This is a genomic window from Paenibacillus lautus, from assembly GCF_050482385.1.
Taxonomy (GTDB): domain Bacteria; phylum Bacillota; class Bacilli; order Paenibacillales; family Paenibacillaceae; genus Paenibacillus_AQ; species Paenibacillus_AQ lautus_B.
Window position 1 is genome coordinate 507,867 of record NZ_JBCNHV010000001.1, and the last position, 17,697, is coordinate 525,563.

At 50.9% G+C, this 17,697-nt stretch carries 16 protein-coding genes; 9 read left to right on the forward strand and 7 right to left on the reverse strand.

Annotation, left to right across the window (positions count from 1 at the left end):
• The first annotated feature begins 57 nt into the window (after positions 1-57).
• Both ABEW73_RS02450 and ABEW73_RS02455 read left to right on the forward strand, forming a co-directional pair.
• Positions 58-1,227, forward strand: a complete 1,170-nt coding sequence (locus tag ABEW73_RS02450) for an MFS transporter (protein ID WP_430171951.1) — start codon at positions 58-60, stop codon at positions 1,225-1,227.
• 212 nt (positions 1,228-1,439) lie between these two features.
• The gene (locus ABEW73_RS02455; protein WP_430171953.1) at positions 1,440-2,303 is read left to right on the forward strand and encodes a cupin domain-containing protein; all 864 of its coding nucleotides are present in this window, start codon (positions 1,440-1,442) and stop codon (positions 2,301-2,303) included.
• A gap of 94 nt (positions 2,304-2,397) precedes the next feature.
• Here ABEW73_RS02455 and ABEW73_RS02460 read toward each other — a convergent pair whose 3' ends face one another.
• The 4 genes from ABEW73_RS02460 to ABEW73_RS02475 are packed head-to-tail and all read right to left on the reverse strand — an operon-like array spanning position 2,398 to position 7,028.
• The gene (locus tag ABEW73_RS02460; RefSeq protein WP_430171954.1) at positions 2,398-3,051 is read right to left on the reverse strand and encodes a metallophosphoesterase; all 654 of its coding nucleotides are present in this window, start codon (positions 3,049-3,051) and stop codon (positions 2,398-2,400) included.
• Positions 3,048-4,127 carry an ABC transporter ATP-binding protein gene (locus ABEW73_RS02465; RefSeq protein WP_430171956.1) on the reverse strand — a complete coding sequence of 360 codons (1,080 nt, stop codon included), beginning with the start codon at positions 4,125-4,127 and terminating at the stop codon, positions 3,048-3,050. The genes ABEW73_RS02460 and ABEW73_RS02465 overlap by 4 nt, the downstream gene beginning before the upstream one ends.
• Positions 4,128-4,181: 54 nt before the next feature.
• Entirely contained in the window at positions 4,182-5,894 is a 1,713-nt protein-coding gene (locus ABEW73_RS02470; RefSeq protein WP_430171957.1) for an ABC transporter permease, read from the reverse strand.
• Positions 5,895-5,903: 9 nt separating this feature from the next.
• Positions 5,904-7,028 carry an extracellular solute-binding protein gene (locus ABEW73_RS02475; protein WP_430171959.1) on the reverse strand — a complete coding sequence of 375 codons (1,125 nt, stop codon included), beginning with the start codon at positions 7,026-7,028 and terminating at the stop codon, positions 5,904-5,906.
• Between the two features lie 162 nt (positions 7,029-7,190).
• On the opposite strand from ABEW73_RS02475, the gene ABEW73_RS02480 reads away from it, so the two are divergent.
• The 3 genes from ABEW73_RS02480 to ABEW73_RS02490 all read left to right on the forward strand — a co-directional run bounded on the left by ABEW73_RS02480 (position 7,191) and on the right by ABEW73_RS02490 (position 11,637).
• Entirely contained in the window at positions 7,191-8,120 is a 930-nt protein-coding gene (locus tag ABEW73_RS02480) for a LysR substrate-binding domain-containing protein (RefSeq protein WP_430171961.1), read from the forward strand.
• Positions 8,121-8,215: 95 nt separating this feature from the next.
• Positions 8,216-9,577, forward strand: coding sequence for a dipeptidase (locus ABEW73_RS02485; protein WP_430171963.1), 1,362 nt, complete (start codon positions 8,216-8,218; stop codon positions 9,575-9,577).
• A gap of 920 nt (positions 9,578-10,497) precedes the next feature.
• On the forward strand, positions 10,498-11,637 hold the full coding sequence (locus tag ABEW73_RS02490; RefSeq protein WP_430171965.1) for a zinc-dependent alcohol dehydrogenase: 1,140 nt from the start codon (positions 10,498-10,500) through the stop codon (positions 11,635-11,637).
• A gap of 210 nt (positions 11,638-11,847) precedes the next feature.
• Here ABEW73_RS02490 and ABEW73_RS02495 read toward each other — a convergent pair whose 3' ends face one another.
• A complete protein-coding gene (locus ABEW73_RS02495; RefSeq protein ID WP_430171967.1) occupies positions 11,848-12,219 on the reverse strand; it encodes a hypothetical protein in 372 nt (123 codons plus the stop codon).
• Between the two features lie 90 nt (positions 12,220-12,309).
• Positions 12,310-13,230, reverse strand: coding sequence for an aminoglycoside phosphotransferase family protein (locus tag ABEW73_RS02500; RefSeq protein ID WP_430171969.1), 921 nt, complete (start codon positions 13,228-13,230; stop codon positions 12,310-12,312).
• A 211-nt stretch (positions 13,231-13,441) separates the two neighbouring features.
• On the opposite strand from ABEW73_RS02500, the gene ABEW73_RS02505 reads away from it, so the two are divergent.
• From ABEW73_RS02505 to ABEW73_RS02515, 3 genes are all read left to right on the forward strand, one after another.
• On the forward strand, positions 13,442-13,939 hold the full coding sequence (locus ABEW73_RS02505) for a DinB family protein (RefSeq protein WP_430171971.1): 498 nt from the start codon (positions 13,442-13,444) through the stop codon (positions 13,937-13,939).
• 64 nt (positions 13,940-14,003) lie between these two features.
• Positions 14,004-14,996 carry a helix-turn-helix transcriptional regulator gene (locus ABEW73_RS02510; protein ID WP_430171973.1) on the forward strand — a complete coding sequence of 331 codons (993 nt, stop codon included), beginning with the start codon at positions 14,004-14,006 and terminating at the stop codon, positions 14,994-14,996.
• A 5-nt stretch (positions 14,997-15,001) separates the two neighbouring features.
• Positions 15,002-15,304: a putative quinol monooxygenase gene (locus ABEW73_RS02515; RefSeq protein WP_430171975.1), complete on the forward strand. Its 303-nt coding sequence runs from the start codon at positions 15,002-15,004 to the stop codon at positions 15,302-15,304.
• A 64-nt stretch (positions 15,305-15,368) separates the two neighbouring features.
• Here ABEW73_RS02515 and ABEW73_RS02520 read toward each other — a convergent pair whose 3' ends face one another.
• A complete protein-coding gene (locus tag ABEW73_RS02520; protein WP_430171977.1) occupies positions 15,369-16,196 on the reverse strand; it encodes an AraC family transcriptional regulator in 828 nt (275 codons plus the stop codon).
• Positions 16,197-16,315: 119 nt separating this feature from the next.
• On the opposite strand from ABEW73_RS02520, the gene ABEW73_RS02525 reads away from it, so the two are divergent.
• Positions 16,316-17,665: an alpha-L-fucosidase gene (locus ABEW73_RS02525; protein WP_430171979.1), complete on the forward strand. Its 1,350-nt coding sequence runs from the start codon at positions 16,316-16,318 to the stop codon at positions 17,663-17,665.
• Positions 17,666-17,697: the final 32 nt, after the last annotated feature.

Sequence of the window (17,697 nt, forward strand, 5' to 3'; positions counted from 1 at the left end):
ATGTGCTAGCCATGATCGCAGAGGGTACTTGATTTGCTAACGAAGGGATGAATGGATATGAATCGATTTACGATATATTTATTGGCGCTTGGGGTTTTTCTTACTGCCACCTCGGAACTGGTCGTTTCGGGTATTCTGTATGCAATCGCAGACGATCTTCATATTTCCTTGGCCTTTGCCGGCCAGCTGATTACCGCTTATTCGCTTGCTTTTGCGATCGGGACACCGTTTCTGGTCTCGCTCACCGCTCGGTACAACCGTAAAAAAGTGCTACTTGGCTCGCTGCTGCTGTTCATTGCCGGCAGTCTCGTATCCTATTTCAGCACCGAAGTATGGATGCTCATGGGTGCCCGCGTCATTCTGGGGGTAAGCTCAGGCGTCTATCTCGTTGCCGCAATGGGGACAGCAGCCAAGCTGGTATCACCGGATACGTTAGGCCGTGCCATCGGCACCATCGTGCTAGGTTTCAGCAGCGCCATGGTGCTGGGCGTACCGATCGGAATATGGATCACGAATCTGCTGAACTGGCAATCCATCTTTCTGCTGCTGGCTCTGCTCAGTCTACCGGTCGCCTTTGTCCTGATCAGACTCCTGCCGGATGTTGAAGGGGACGCACCCGTTCCCTTTCACCAGCAATTCAAAGTGCTGGGGAGTCTCGTAATCGTGAGCGCGCTGCTGCTTACGTTCTTCCGGGAATCCGGCAACTCGGTACTATTTACGTATGTAACGGCGTTTATTCACGATATATTCCATATCGTGCCATCAGGCATCAGTATCATTATGCTCGGCTTTGGACTTTTTGGAGCGATCGGCTCCAGGCTCGGCGGATATTGGGTCGACCGATTTGGGCCAGCGAAAGTGATTACTCTCAGCACACTCATTCATATCGCGGTTTTCGCACTTCTTCCGCTGCTCGCAGGCCAATCGTTTATAGGACTCGGGCTGATGGGAATCATGGTGCTGTCCATGTTTGCGGCGGGTCCTGCCGTTCAGAGTTATTTTATACAGAAGGCACCAGGCTCCTCCAATCTGATTCTCAGCTTAAACACCTCCATTGTGCACCTCGGGTTAGCTGCAGGCGCGGGTGCTGGAGGCTTCATGGTCAATACAACATCCACGCTTCAATATCATCCATGGCTCGGCGGATTCGTGCTCGCGCTTGGACTGGCTGCCGGACTGGTCAGCTTCTCGGCCGGTCGTAAGACATGGGTTCCAAAATCGACTTGACCTCACCCGCTCCCTCCCTTGAAATATGCCCAAGCCATCCTGCCAACGGGTGGCTTGCATGCTGCTGGTACCGAAAATGGGCTCACGCATGATTGCCCATGGGAATAACGTATTTTATGGGTCAACGCCTATTACAATATGAAGGGCAGGAATCAAAAGTGGCCGTCTCTTATATGGATTTCACCTCACCGTCCGTTCGGTATACTTATGATATGAGCAATAACCCGTTTTTCAAAAAAGATAGCCGAAATTATATAAATTCTCTCTCCATAAAAGAATTAAACACGCTCGGCAACGCTTCCCTGCTGGATATATATCTCAGCACCGGAAACGTGATAGAACCGCATATCCATCAAAATGCATCCGAATTGGTGTATGTCGTTTCCGGTGCAGTTATCGTCTCTATCGTCAATCCATTTACGAAGGAGCTTCTAAACTTCACGCTAACGCCCGGTCAGGTTGTACTCGTGCCCCAAGGCTGGTGGCATTATGAAATGGCGACAGTTGACAATACCCACCTGATCGCGATCTTTGACGCACCGGTGCCGGAGTTTATTGGAGGCTCGGATCTTTTGAGATTGACGCCGGCCAGCGTGTTCGCTCACACCTACTGCCTGGATGAAGCCAAAGTCAAGGATACCCTGGCTCCGATTACCGATACGGTTATCATCGGCCCGCCCAACAACTGCTCGCAGCAAGAGCAAATGCAAGGGCAAGGGCAGATGAAACATCCTCAGCATTCGTCACATTATAATCAGCACTATTATCATCAAGAAACATCTGGTAATCGAGACTATGAGCTTCTTCAGCAGCAGCAGCAACAGCAATACCAACAACAGCAGCTGCAATTTCAGCAGCAACAGCAACCGATGTTCCAGCAGCAATTTCAAGCTCAGGATCAACCTCAGCATGGAGCATATGCTGCTGAACCGCAGCAAACACCAACTCCATCACAAGAGCAATTCCGTTCACAACAGCAGTTACAAGAACAACAGCGTCAGCAATTCATCCAACAGCAACGGCAGCTGCCATTCTTGCAGCGCCAGCTGATTGGAAATGGCTGGGACCAATTCTGATTCAACCCTTTGGTGATTATAGGCCCTCGAGCGAAATACGCAGCATCACCATTCGTCAGTGATGCTGCGTGTTTCTTTTTTATATGGAATTATATTATTTAGGAAGACCGGATGCTCCCGTTATTTTCAGCTTCCGGCACGTAATATTCTCAGACCGTGTAACCGAAATGGACCACTGAATGCCCGATGTCAAATTCACCAGGCTTAAATAATATCCGTGTCCTGCGCCTGTATCGATCCCCAGCTTGCCATCGCCATACCAGAGCTCCTCTGGCGGTACACCCAGACGAAATGTAGACGTATGCCCGAATACAATCGTTTTATCCATATAACGCGGCGATTGATGAAACGGTTCACGGATCTCCGTCAATTCTTCCGGGCTCTGGGCGTGAAGCGGAATATCGGGCCGAATGCCCGCATGCACAAACAAATATTGTTTATACTCGGTCCATAACGGCATGGCTGCTATGAATGGTTGATATTGTAACCATTGGGAAGCTGCGAAACCTGCATGTGTCGGCAATTGATGCAACCATTTGCGCTCATTATTTCCCTGAAGCGCAACGGCACCGGAATCACACAGCTCCTTCACATAGTCCAGAGTCCCGGCTGAATCGGGTCCCTTGTTTACATAATCCCCAAGCAGGAACAAGCGGTCCACCTTCGGATCATAATGCACATGCAGCAGAAGAGCTTGCAGCAGATGACCGTAACCATGAACATCCGAAACTGCGTACACCTGGCTCATGGGGCTAGCATGCTGCTGTCTGCATATATCATGGTTTGATCCGGAGACAGTCGTATCCACAATTCGCTTCCGGCATCCACCGTGCAATCATGGAATAAATGAATGGGCTGCCGATCTGACGTTTCCACAATGACTCTCCATCTTGTCCCTTCGTACACCGTCTGTACCACCGTCACCTTCAGCAGGCTTCCTGCTGCCGAAGTTTCTTCGCTGCATATCCGGATGGATTCGGGATGGATCATTATCACAGCCCTGCCGTCTCCCTTATCTCCGCCTAAGCGAAGTCCAACAATGGGATGCCCGGCAAGTATGGCTTCAGGCTGCCCATTCCGGGCCAGCTCGGCTTCTAGCCGGTTGTGATATCCCATGAGCTGCGCAACCCAAGGGCTTGCCGGCCTCTCAAACAACACCCTCGGCTCCCCGAATTGATCAATTCGTCCATCCCGCAAAATCAGAATCCGATCCGCCACCGTAAATGCCTCCATACGATCATGCGTCACATACAAGGAAGCGATGGATAACTCCCCCAGCAGTCTAGCCAGTTCACCCCGCATGTCCGTTCTAAGCTTAACGTCCAGATTAGACAACGGTTCGTCCATCAACAGCAGCTTAGGCTCTGTTGCCAGGGCCCTTGCGATGCCGACGCGTTGCTGCTGCCCGCCCGACAGCTGGGCGGGAAGGCGGTCCAATAAGCCCTCCAGCTTCAGAAGCGACTGGAGTCGATCCAATTTATCCGCCCTGTCTTTAGTGTCCAGCTTCCGGCGCTTCATCCCATACTCCATATTCTGTTTCACCGTCATATGCGGCCATAGGGCATAATCTTGAAACACCATATTGATGGGCCGGTTCTCCGGGGGAACATAGTGCTTTCCCCGTTCCACGGTGACACCAGCCATCTCCACCTCGCCTGAATCTATGCGCTGAAGTCCGGCAACCATCTGCAGCAGCGTCGATTTCCCGCAGCCCGATGGACCGAGAATGCAGATGCGTTCTCCTTCCCCCACTTCAAACGTGATCGGCTCCAATACTTGCTGCGAGCCGAATGATTTCGATACGCCCTTTACCCTTAAGATCATTCCGCTCTCCATCCCTTCCAAGTCTGATCACACTCTATCAACAACGAATTCCATCTACCGCAATTTCTTGCCATCCAGCCATCGAAATACAAGACGCCCCGCTGCTTGAAGCAGTACGATAATCAGCACCACGGTACCGCAGCTTACAACGGTAGCAGCCGTAGCATAGCCATAGCGCGAGAATTCAAAAGCTCTGTCGATAACCAGCGGCATCAACGAATAATTAGCCGGTTTCAGCATCGAGGCGAGGGCCAAATCAAACACGCTGGTTCCAAACGAAGCCAGGATTGCAATAAGCAAAGACTGACGCACCATGGGCAGTACGATATCCCGCATCCGTTCGAATACACTTGCCCCTTGGATAGCGGCTGCCTTCAGCATCGTGCCTGACAAATTGCCGAACGCTCCAAGCTGAACCCTGACCGCGTAGGGGATGGCACCGGCTATGCCCGCAATCACGAGCAGCGAAGGCTTTCCGTACAAGTGCAAACCGAGCGGTTCCAGCCATTTTTGATTCCATATAAAGATATAGCCAATTCCCAGAACAACGCCGGGCACTGCCAATGAAACGATAGAGAACAGCTGAAGCAGCGGTTTTAGCCTCGACTCCGTGAAGGTCAGCATATAGGCAACAACAAACCCGATCAGCATGCTAAACAATGCGGCCGCGGCTGCAATGGCAAGTGAATGATACATTCCTTCCAGATAACCCAGCAGCCGGTGATCCCCAGCCTGCCCTGCAAATAATTCACGATAATGATCGAGCGTAAAATTGCCCGCATTCAGGCCGCCGCCTGCCTGTTTCAGCAGAGATACCGCAGCACTCGTCCCAATCGGAATCCCGAGGCTCACAACAAGAAAAACCGTAATCAACAGATTGTAGATCCACGCAAAACGCGGCTTCACCTTCTCCAGCTTGACGGCTCTTGCATTCAGAAAGTCAAATCTGGATTTGCGAAGGGTCACCATAAGCAGGGTCATCGCCAGTGCCAGGATCAAGACCAGGTAAAAGGCCAGCACCCCCGCCATATCAAAACGTACAGGCGACTGGTAAATAGCCGAGTAAATGGAGTAGGTCAGCGTGGGAAATTTATACACCGTTGCCAATGCGGCAGGCAGCCCGAAATCGCCGATTGAATCCATAAAAACCAAGGTCCAGCCCGCTGCATATGAAGGCAGCGCCAATGGCAGCTCAACGGTTCTCCACACGGTGAACGGCTTGGCGCCGTTCAGTCTGGCCGCGTGACCGAACTGCCGGATGTTCCATTCCGATGCGGCCATAATAGCCAGATAAGCCAGCGGAAATTTACTAAGCGACATGACAAACACAAGTCCGGCCGGTTGAAAAATGAACGAGGTAACCCACGTCAGACCCAGCCACTGATGAACCAGTCCATCCGCACTGGCAAACAATACCCAACCCTGTGCAATCATGAAGGAGGGAGCGATCAGCAGCACCCAAGCCGTCATATCCAGCAATCTCGCTGCGGCAAAATTCCATCTTGCCCGTATGGTAGCCAGTACGCCTCCAATGATCGTACCGAACGTGGCCGTTCCCAGCGCTAATGTGACTGAATTCAGAAGGGATTGTTTCCACAGCGGTCGATAAAATATTTCTCCGATCAAACCCAGGCTGCTGGATTGAATCTGCCCGAAAAAGAGTCCGGGGAATATCACGTTGATCAGAACGGCGAGCAGCGGCAAAAAAATAAAAACAAACAGGAGGAGGGTTACCCCGCCTCCATAGCGAGCTTCCGAAGTATTCATGTAATCTGCCTACCTTACGTTTTGATCCGCAAACCAGGTTTTGATCTCAACTTCATGCTCGGAGGCCCACTTTGCAGAAGGCAGCATAAAGGCACCGTTTGGTTCACGTTCACTTCGTGCCGGCACACCTTCAACCAGCGGCGTGAAGAAGCTGTCCGTTGAATCCAGCGCCGTTAACATCTGCTGTGTCTCGGGTTTCAGCATATATTCAACAAACGCCTTGGCCGCAGCCGGATTCTTGGCCTGTTTGCTGATCGCTACCACTCGAAGGCTCCCGGGCGCTCCCTCCTCCGGCCAAATCACATCAATGGGCTCACCTGCAAGTTTCAGTTCATAAGCATTGTGCTCCTGAAGTGCTGCAACCTCGATCTCTCCGCTTAACAAGGCTTTGCCTACTGGGCCGTTCTTGGGATAGACATGAAGCCCCTTCTCAAAACGCTGCGCATATTTCTGCTCCGCCTCCGCTACGCCCCACTGTTCAAAAAACGCAGATACTAGCGGATAAGCAGGCGCTGCTACAGCAGGATCTGCATGACCAACTGGACCGTCATAGTCAAAAAATTGTTCCCATGTGGTCGGAGCCTTCTCTGGGGATACCCGATCCGTGTTATAAGCAATGACGCCAGCTGCATGAATGCCGACCGGGAAATAGGTGAAATCCTCCGGCACATAAGCCTTCCCGTTCTCGGACAGATTCCTCAGATTTTCAGGCTGCCAGCCTGTCATCAGAAAATCGCGGTCAGCTAAATTTCGCACCGATCCGTGACCGTCCATCATCAGCACGTCCCACTGCGGGTTCCCCTGCTCGGCCTCTATTTTGGCCAATGCTTCTCCCCCGCCATAATGCACGGCTTCGATCTTGAAGCCTGTCTCTTCCATAAACTTCGGAGCAATGAAATCCACAAAATCATTTCCGTATAAGTAGATTGTTTCCCCGGTATCCTCTGCGTCGTCGCTGGTCAAGGATACGTCCGACTGTCCGGCGGTACTTCCGCTTCCGCTGGTAATGGGTCCGGTCGTTTCCTTAGATCGAACCGTTTGCTGTCCATCCGATTGCGCGCAAGCCGACAACAACAACATCAGCGCAGTTAATGCAATGAATATCCCATGTTTAAAGCCTCTTTTTTTGTTCATGTCACCCTCCTGTTTCTGATTTCCTTCTTGGTTCCATTTCAGCATAACGCGCCAAATTCAATTAAAAATTATCGCTGCGTTAACAAAGAGTTAAATAATATCTATCAAATGATAGATAAGATTAAGATTATCAATGATGAAATGGAAAGAGAGGAAAGCAACATGAACTTACAGCAATTAAAAGTGTTTGTACTCACTGTGGAGCTGAAGAAGCTGTACCTTGTAGCTCAAGGGCTTGGCATCACCCAGCCAACCGTTACCTTCCATCTGAACAAGCTGCAGGAAGAGCTGGGCATCGCTCTGTTTCATACCAAGTCCTATCATGTCATCAAGCTTACGGAAGCCGGCCACGCCTTCTATCATTACGCATCACAGATCCATTCCCTGTCCGAGCAGGCTGAATCGACGATGGACGTATACCGTGGTACGGCCGCTGGGGTTCTCGCCATTGGCAGCACCCATACGCCAGCCACCTATCTGTTGCCGCCGCTCTTGCAGCAGCTGAAGCTCAATTATCCAGGACTGTCCATCATGCTGGATGTCCGTCCGGCAGCCTATATTCTCGAAAAAATCAAAAAATACGAGCTCGATGTCGGCATCATCTCGAACACGCAAGTGGATGAGCCGGAATTCATCGTACAGCCGCTGATCCATGATGATCTGGTGCTTATATTCGCCCCGGATCATCCCTTTGCAAGCATAAGAGATTTAATGCCGGGCGACCTGGTCGAGCATCCCTTCGTTTCACATGAACTCGGCTCCATCAGCAGACAGCTTATTGACCGCTGGGCAGATAAACATCGAATCCACCTTCAAATATCGTTGGAAATCTCGGGGACCGAAGCACTTAAAGCAGCCGTTCGGCACCGTCTGGGGTATGGCATGATCGCAGAAGCTGCCATACAAGAAGACCTGGCAGAGGGGAAACTCCAATCACGACCTATTCCGGCCTGGCTGCCCGAGCGTCAGATTTATGCCGTTCGGCACCGCAATAAACTGATCAGTCCGGCACTGCGGATGTTCTGGAGAAACCTTTTGGACAATTTTGCACTTCAACAGCCGGATTTGAATCATGGCAAGTTTCAAGATTAATCCCGCTATATTTCGTATTCTTCGAAAAACGGTTAGAATAGTAAGGTACGGCATCCATCGAATGCCAATGTATATTGAAGGAGGATCCCTATATCATGAGCGTTGATTATAATGCATATTTCGCTGAACACCGCGAAACCCATCTAAATGAGTTGAAGGAATGGTTATCCATTCCGAGCATTTCGGCCCTGTCCGAGCACAAAGGCGATGTGGCAAAGGCTGCCGAGTGGCTCGCAGGCAAGCTGACTGAAGCAGGCCTTGAACATGTGGAAGTTCATCAAACGGCAGGACACCCTATTATTACAGCAGACTATTTGCATGCCGAAGGCAAACCGACCGTGCTCGTCTACGGTCACTATGACGTACAGCCTGTAGACCCGCTTCATCTGTGGGAAACGCCGCCCTTTGAACCGGCTATCCGTAACGGCAAATTGTATGCACGCGGAGCAACGGACGATAAAGGCCAGCTTTTCCTGCATGTCAAAGCCGTTGAAGCCATTTTGAAGCAAGAGAAAGAGCTTCCGGTTAACATCAAATTCTGCATTGAAGGCGAAGAAGAGGTGTCCAGCCCGAACCTCCCGCTCTATCTTGACAACAACAAGGACAAGCTGGCCGCAGACGCCATCGTGATCTCGGACACGTCCTTGCTCGCACCTGGAAAACCGGCCATTTCCACAGGCCTTCGCGGATTGTGCTCCCTGGAGTTGTCTCTGGAAACAGCCAATACCGATCTTCATTCCGGTACATATGGCGGCGGCGTACCTAACGCCTTGCATGCCCTCGTCTCCCTGCTCTCTTCGCTTCATGACGAGCAAGGCCGTGTCGCCGTAAAAGGCTTCTATGACGGCGTACTCGAGCTGTCGCCTGAAATGCGCGAGGAATTTGCCAAGCAGGAATTTGACGAGGATAAGCTGAAGCAGGATCTTGGCCTCGATTCCCTGTACGGTGAGGAAGGGTTCTCCTTCGTTGAACGCGTGGGAGCGCGTCCGACCCTTGAGCTGAACGGCGTATACGGCGGATTCCAGGGTGAAGGCAGCAAGACGGTCATTCCGAAGGAAGCCCATGCCAAAATTACGTGCCGCTTGGTGGCGGACCAGGATCCGCAAGCGGTTCTTGACGCAATTGAAGCACACTTGCATGCCCACACTCCAGTCGGTTCGAAGATTACGTTTAAACCGAAGGAAAAGGCATTCGCCTTCAACATCGATCCGTCCCATCCCATGCTGCAAAAAGCCGCGGACGCCTTCGAGCATGTCTACGTAACGCGTGCCCTCTTTACGAAGGATGGCGGTTCCATCCCGATCGTGGAGAAGCTGTCCAGCACGCTCGACGCTCCTGCCGTCATGATGGGCTTTGGCTTGCCGGACGAGAATCTGCATGCTCCGAACGAGCATTTGAATTTGGAGAATTTCGATAAAGGCTTGCTGACGATCGTTGAATATTTGAAGCTCGTGTAATCTTTTGACGCCAACGGCCAAAGAGTAGACGTCAACACCCTAAAAGTAGACGTCAACAACCCAAAGAGTAATCGCAAAGATCCTAAAAAAGAACGCGTATGGCGGGATAACCGAATCCCTGCCAATACGCGTTCTTTTGTTTGTATGAAAAACCCCTTATTACGCCATTCATAAGCTTATCCCTGGGGCGGCTTGATGAGCGAAGAAATTGGCCATGTTGGCCTGCGGCTTCGATTAATCGAATAAATCAGCCATGGGCGTGCCCTCACAACAAACATCTGCTGTAAATATCGCGGTTTTTTGGGTCGCGGGTCCTTCCCAGGGGGGGCCCTATGCGGGCCCCAAACTTGATCCCCAAACAAACGCCTGCCATCCCAAACATACGGTTACATCCCCAATCAAACAGCTACGAACGGACCTCAGATCCGTTATTTGCCATGATTCAGGCCATTCTCATATGGTAGCGGACACCAAGTCCGCTATTTAACTTTTCGCTGCGGAAAAACGGGCTTTTTAAGTAAATAACGAACCTCATGTCCGCTAGAATCAAAGTTTAGCTCTTATCGGATCAAATAACGTCCGCTGTGTCCGGAGAATCCGAAATTACATTTGACACGCTGTCCACTCCAACCTTCTCGTTCGTTAATGTCAGCAGCTCATTATTTACTTCGTTTTGTATACCGCGATCTTGCCTCCAAATAACGATTAGCCATTCGTCATTACTCTAAGCCCCTCCATTTATGGAATCAGCAGTTATCATATCACCGTGATTTTACTACGTTTAGCATTGGCCGTTCTTCAAACAAACTATGTTTTTGCGCGTAGCAGCGCATATGCATAAATAGCGATGGGGATGTTAATAAAAGTGCATATCGGGTATTAAAAAGAGAACATATGTACATGACATGAGGAGGGAACGTATGAGAGCAGTCACATTTCAAGGTGCAAAAGACATTCAGGTCAAACATGTGCAGGATCCATCCATTCAGACCCAGGATGATATTATCGTCCGCATCACCTCCACTGCCATTTGCGGTTCCGATCTTCATATATATCTAGGGGCTCTGCCTGCGGCTAAAGATTACGTGATCGGCCATGAGCCCATGGGGATCGTAGAAGAGGTCGGAGCTAACGTAACCCGTGTAAAAAAAGGCGACCGCGTCGTTCTTCCGTTCAATGTTTCTTGCGGCCACTGCTACTATTGCAATCATGATATGGAGAGTCAATGCGACCATTCCAATGGCAACCCGGATGTCCATACCGGAGGGTTCCTGGGTTTTACCGAACGCTATGGTAACTATCCTGGCGGGCAGGCTGAATATCTTCGCGTACCGTATGGGAACTTTATGCCGTTTGTCATACCGGAGTCGTGCGAGCTGGAGGATGAGGCGCTTCTCTTCTTGTCCGATGTTTTGCCTACTGCCTTTTGGAGCGTGGAGAATGCCGGCGTGAAGCCGGGCGATACCGTCACGGTGCTCGGCTGTGGACCGGTCGGTCTGATGACCCAAAAATTCGCCTGGATAAAGGGGGCTAAACGGGTAATCGCCGTGGACCGCCTTCCCTACCGGCTGCAAAAAGCAAAACAGATGAACAACGTTGAGATCTACAATTTTGAAGACTATGATGATATGGGCGCGTACATCCGTGAGATCACAAAAGGCGGCACGGATATTGTGATCGACTGCGTTGGCATGGACGGGAAGAAGTCAACCATGGAAGCCATCGGTCAAAAGCTGAAGCTCCAGGGCGGAACGTTAAGCGCAATGGATATCGCCTTCGATGCCGTTCGCAAATTCGGCACCGTTCAGCTGACCGGCGTGTACGGTTCATTGTACAACATGTTCCCGCTGGGCCATATTTTTGAACGAAACATTACCCTTACCATGGGACAAGCCCCGGTCATCCATTATATGCCGGAGCTGTTCAGGAAGATCACCGCCGGGAAATTCGATCCAACCGAGATTGTATCTCACCGGCTTCCATTGGAACAAGCACACGATGCCTATCGGATATTTAGCGATCATGAAGAAAACTGCACCAAAGTGGTCCTGAAGCCGTAGTAGCGTACATTCACAGCGAAAAGAATAAACCAAACATTCCCTGTCGCAACTTTTGTTGGATAGGAGATGCTTGGTTTTTTGTGTCCCGGTTCATGGAATTTAGGGAGTGAGTATAAAATTTTGCTGGATGCGTGTTGGACGTTTCGACATGACCTCACATCTTGAGGATACGTGTCGTAGTAGACGAAACACATACACCGGGTCGGACGCCTATTCAGTTGCCTTTCCGGGATTCACCCGGATGATCGTCCCGCACGGATCCGATATCCAGTAGCCCCGCGAGTTCTCGTAAACCTCCACCTCATCCCTACGATCCACCTGGTGCTCTCTCAAATAGGAAGCGGCCGCCTCGGGATGATCCGTAGTGACCTCTAACCAGACATCCTGCTGAGCATAGTGGGTCATGCAATCCAGCCATAAATTGTTCGGGCCGTGTTGAAAGAGGTGTGAACCATCCTTAAAGCCCAAATAAGGCAGCTGCAAAACCTCTTTGTAAAAATGTACGGTCTCCTCGTACTTGTACTTCGGAATTTTGAGCGCAATATTGTTTCCGCCAACAAACTGAATATCCGCTGATGACATAGGTACAAACCTCCATTCGGGATTTGGTGTCATTGTATCATGCAGCCGCTTCGAAAAATTCTTCTGGATTGCTATCCTATCGACGATAGTTTAGGACGACTTCGGCATCGCTTTATACCAGTTTGGCATATGCGTCTGGAACCCCTCATACCAGTTCAGAACCTCTTGAGCTTGATTCAGCATAACCTCCACTTCCTGCTCTCCGAATGGAATCGCCCAATGAATCGAGGAAATCTGATTGCTCGCGATATAAAGTGCCATTAATCTGAAAAATGAATCCGGTACCTCGCGTCCTTGAAAATATCCGTGAATACGACCGGAAGCGAACCACGGACTAACCGCGGCATCCCACGTAATCCGGTTAAACTCCTCCCAAGGGTCACCATAGTCCGCCCGGTTGAAATCGATGATGCCCAGCTCACCTTCAGGAGTAACCACCATATTGCCGACATGATAATCCCCATGCTGAAAAGCACGGGGCCGCTCATCAAGCAAATATCGATGCTCCTCCATAAAACGAATGATGTTCTCAGCACCTGCGACCTGGATGCCACAGTTCTTATAATTTTTGATGTACCTATCCATTTTGGAATTATAATAATCCGCCCATGTGTCCAAGCCGCTTTCAGCCGGAATGCGATGCATTTCGCTCAAATATTGGCCTGCCTGAACGCCAAGCCGGTACTGCTCCTCAGAGTCCAGCAATGGAATCGCATCCCTTGCATCTTCTCCCGGAACCCATGTAAACAGGGAAAATACTTGCCTGCCGTCATGGCATACGCCAAAATCAATCGGGCGAGACGTACGCATTTCGATAGGATCAAGCTTTTTTACCGCTTCAAACTCCCACCGCTTTCGCTCATATTGAGAGATATCGGATAATCGGAGAAGCCACTCCCGGCCTTCCGTATCCTGTACATAAAATTTACGATCTGCCGACCAGCCCTTGTCAACCGCTTGAACGGTAATCCACTTATGAGCCCCCGGGATTTCGCGAATCGCGTCCTGCATGCTGTACACCCCCTATATTCGATAACCTGCACGATCTTTAAATCTCATACATTATAAATGAAGAGGGTTCATTAGACCATGCAGATCAATCTCCAGCTAAACACCGGAATAAATAAATTCGTTGCGCCCATAATCACTGACCGTAACTGTCAGGAATGCTGTTATATACTCGTTTTGCAGCACACATCCTAAACCAAAGCGAGGGTTACACATGAACATGAGCTTAGAGGATTTTACGACAGAATGGTTAAAAGAGGCACGTATTACGGAACAAGTCATGGACGCATTAACCGACGATTCGCTTAAAACCGCCATAACGGAACAGCATCGCACGCTCGGTCAGCTGGCTTGGCATTTGGTGATGTCGATTCAGTACATGACCATGCTCGGTTTGCAATTTGAGGCTCCGTCTCGCGAGCAGGAAATCCCGGGTTCCGCCGCCGAGATTCAGGACAGTTACCGCCGGATCCGGCATGCCTTTCTGGATGCGGTGCAGTCGCAGTGGAGCGAAGAGGATCTTCGCTCTACCCGTGATTTCGACGGAGAGCCTTGGGCAAATGCGGCATTCCTGCATTTTACCCTGGTTCATCAAGCCCATCACCGCGGACAGATGACAGTGCTAATGAGACAAGCCGGCCTGCGGATTCCCGAGCTCTACGGTCCGACTTACGATTCCTGGATCGACAAGGGAATGGACCCGCTCGTGTAGAAAAGATACAATCTACTTAAAAGCAAACATTCGGGATCATCCCATCTGGAAGGAGCGCATCTAGATGTCCAAAGCAGATAATATGCTGTCGATCCTGTGGATGCTCCGCTCGGGCAAGAAGATGACCGCGCAGCAAATCGCCGATGAGCTGGAAATCCATGTTCGAACGGTGTACCGCTGCATCGATTCGTTATGCGCCAGCGGCGCGCCCATCATCGCCGATTCCGGGCCGAACGGCGGCTTTCGGATCCTCGGACAGTTTGCAGAATCCCCGCTGATGTTTGATGCAGAAGAGCAGAAGGCATTGGTGCATGCCTCGATCTTTGCCAAAGAAAGCGGCTATCCGTTCACGGACGCACTGCAGCGGGCGATCGACAAGCTGAAGCTTTATACGAACGAGGAGCAGCTTCATCAGATCGAACGGCACAGCAGCGGCATCTCGGTTTTGCAACCTCCTGCCCATAAGGGACTGCGGCCGTTGCTTCAGACGCTTGAAAGTGCCGCAGCCCAAGGACAAACCCTGAAGATGACGTATTCGAAGGGCAGGGAAGGCGCCAGCGTTACCCGAAACTTCGATCCCTACGGCATCATCCACTGGAAGGGTCAATGGTATGCTGCGGGCTTCTGCCATCTGCGTCAAGAGATTCGTAATTTTCGCGTGGATCGGATGATTGAGCTGGAGCTGACAGAGCATGGATTTGAACGGCCCGCTGATTTTTCGGCCAAGGATGTACTGCTTGGCAGTCTGCTGCCCGATCAAGGCAGCCATGAACCACTGATCCAGGTCGTCATCCAAGGCCATGAGCATGTTCTGAATGAATTAAGTCAGCATTGGTTATTTGGACATACTCTTGTGAAGCGCAGTGATGGAGAAGCTCATTTCCGACTGGATACGTCTTCGCTGACGTCCTATGTCCCCTATTTTCTTCTCCCTTACGGCAAATCTTTAACCATTCTGGAGCCTGCTTCTCTCGTACTGAAACTGTCCGAGATTACAACAAGCATGGCGCTCCATTATGAACGCATGTTAAGCGGCATGACCAAAAAGGAAGGGTGAACCCGATGGAGAAATTCGCGATGTACGGAAAGCTGATTGCCCATCCCGGTAAACGGGATGAACTTGCGGAGATCCTGCTCGAAGCAGCAGCGATGCTTAGCGCTAACAAAGACTGTGAACTCTATATCGTCAACGTTTCGGACAGCGATCCGAATGCCGTATGGGTCACGGAGTTGTGGAGCAGCCAAGACGCGCATGCCGCTTCATTGCAAGGAGCCGATACGTCCGAGCTGCTGCAGCGCGGACGGCAGCTGATTGCCGGTGCGGAGCCGCTTAGGCTTAAACCGCTTGGAGGTAAAGGTTTATAGGTAAACCTGATAAGAAGAAAAGAGGCTTTCCCCTGATGGTAATTCAGGGACGGCCTCTTTTTTGCTATATATTGTTCCGGTATTCTGAGGGGCTGTAACCAACCTCTTTACGAAACGTCTTCGAGAAATAATTTGCCGATTCAAAGCCGGTTGCGTCCGCAATTTCTTTGATGCTAAGAGGGGTCGTTCTCAGCATGAGTTTGGCCTGCTCCATCCGCTTGAGGCTTAAATATTTCTGCGGCGTGATCCCAAAATGCCGTTTGAAGTACTTAATAAAATAATTCGGATGCAAATGCAGCGTCCCCGCCATCTGCTCCAGCGTAATCTCCTCATGCAGGTGATTCTTAATGTACTGCTGCACTTTGTGGAGCCTGCCCATATCTTCCATTTTGTCCGTATGAATCTGCGGGTGCTGGTGCTCGAACACGCGGGACAGGATGTCCAGCATCACCGACTTTTCCTTTAACCTCGCGGCGATGGTATCGGTACGATGCGCATCCACCAGCTGCTGGAATAATGACGGCATCTCCGCGTTGCCCGACAAATCATAGCAATAAGGAACGTTCAGCCAGGAAAACACATCGGAATCGCCTACGGTCGCCGAGAAGTGCGACCAGTATTTAAGATAGGGACGTCCGCTGATGACGGAGTAGGATTGCCTGGTCCGTGCCGGCATCAGAACCAATTGACCCGGAACGGGATACAGCTCTTCATCGCCGATCTTCACCCATCCTTCCCCATCCAGGATAAAATAGAGCTTGTTGTAAGACACTGTGTAGTCGAATTCCTTCCACTCCGGCCAGCACTGCGTTCTTTCGGCCTCCCAGATCTGAACCTGCATGTTCAGGAGCATCTGCTGAATGGCTTCATGTTCATTTCGTTCATTCTTCATCTTCGATTATCCTCTAAAGTTATTATAATACCCGTCAGAGTTAAGTAATTATCTATTCATACTAACACATTCTTGTTAAAATCAAACTCGACAATTCCAAGAATCGGAGGTTTGAATCCATGACAACGACTACCACTCCAACCAATCAAGTCATCCACGATCGAAACCAACGCGTGCAATGGTTCCAGAACGACCGTTTCGGCATGTTCATCCACTGGGGGCTCTACTCCATTCCCGCCAGAGGCGAATGGCTTCGAAGCACGGAACAGATGAGCATCGAAGACTATCAGACCTATTTCGATGAATTTGATCCCGTTGACTACAATCCTCGGGAGTGGGCCAAAGCGGCCAAGAAAGCAGGCATGAAATATGCGGTGCTGACGGCCAAGCATCATGACGGATTCTGTTTGTTCGACAGCAAGCTGACCGAATATAAATCAACGAATACCAAAGCCGGCCGGGACCTCGTGCAGGAGTTTCTGGAAGCTTTCCGTGAAGAAGGCCTTAAAGTCGGGCTCTACTTCTCGCTGATCGACTGGTACCATGAGGACTATCCGGCCTATGGAGACCGCATTCACCCCATGCGCGCGAACGAAGCCTTCAAGCGCGATCCGAAAAACTTCGACCGATACCTGGATTACATGCACGGCCAGGTTCGGGAGCTGCTTACAGGCTACGGCAAGCTCGATATCATGTGGTTTGATTTTTCCTATGATAAGATGCGCGGCGAGGTGTGGCGTGCCACCGAGTTGATGAAGATGATCCGCGAGCTTCAGCCTCATATTCTTATCGATAACCGGCTGGAGGGAAGCGGCGAGAGCGGGGGCAGCATCTATACTACCGATCCTTCCGTTTACAGCGGGGATTTCGCTTCGCCTGAACAGATCATTCCGCCGCACGGTGTCGTGGATCAGACGGGTGCCCCGATCCCATGGGAAGCCTGCATCACGCTGAATAACAACTGGGGTTATGCAGCCGCAGACCGCAATTACAAATCGGCAACGACGATCATCCGCAAGCTGGTGGAATGCGTCAGCAAGAACGGCAACATGCTGCTGAATGTTGGACCAGACGCTAGAGGCGTCATCCCGAGGGAGAGCCTCGACGTGCTGGAGGAAATCGGTGACTGGATGAGCAAGAACGGAGACAGCATCTATGGCTGCGCAGCCGCTGATTATCCGAAGCCGGATTGGGGTCGGTACACCCAAAAAGGCAATAAGCTGTATGCCCACGTCTTTGAGGAGTCCATCGGACCGATCAATCTCATCGGCATGGCCGACAAGGTGAAGAAGGCCCGTCTGCTCGCGGACGGATACGAATTGTTCCTCAGCCGCCCATGGAGCGCAGCGGAATTCATCGAGGACGCATTTGTGAATTTCGCGCGGCCTGAACACTTCACCTATCCGCTCCCCGACAAACGCAATACCGTCATTGAACTGGAGCTTCATGACGAATCCGATCGTTCCTAACGATTAAGATCGCATATTACCATGAACTAATC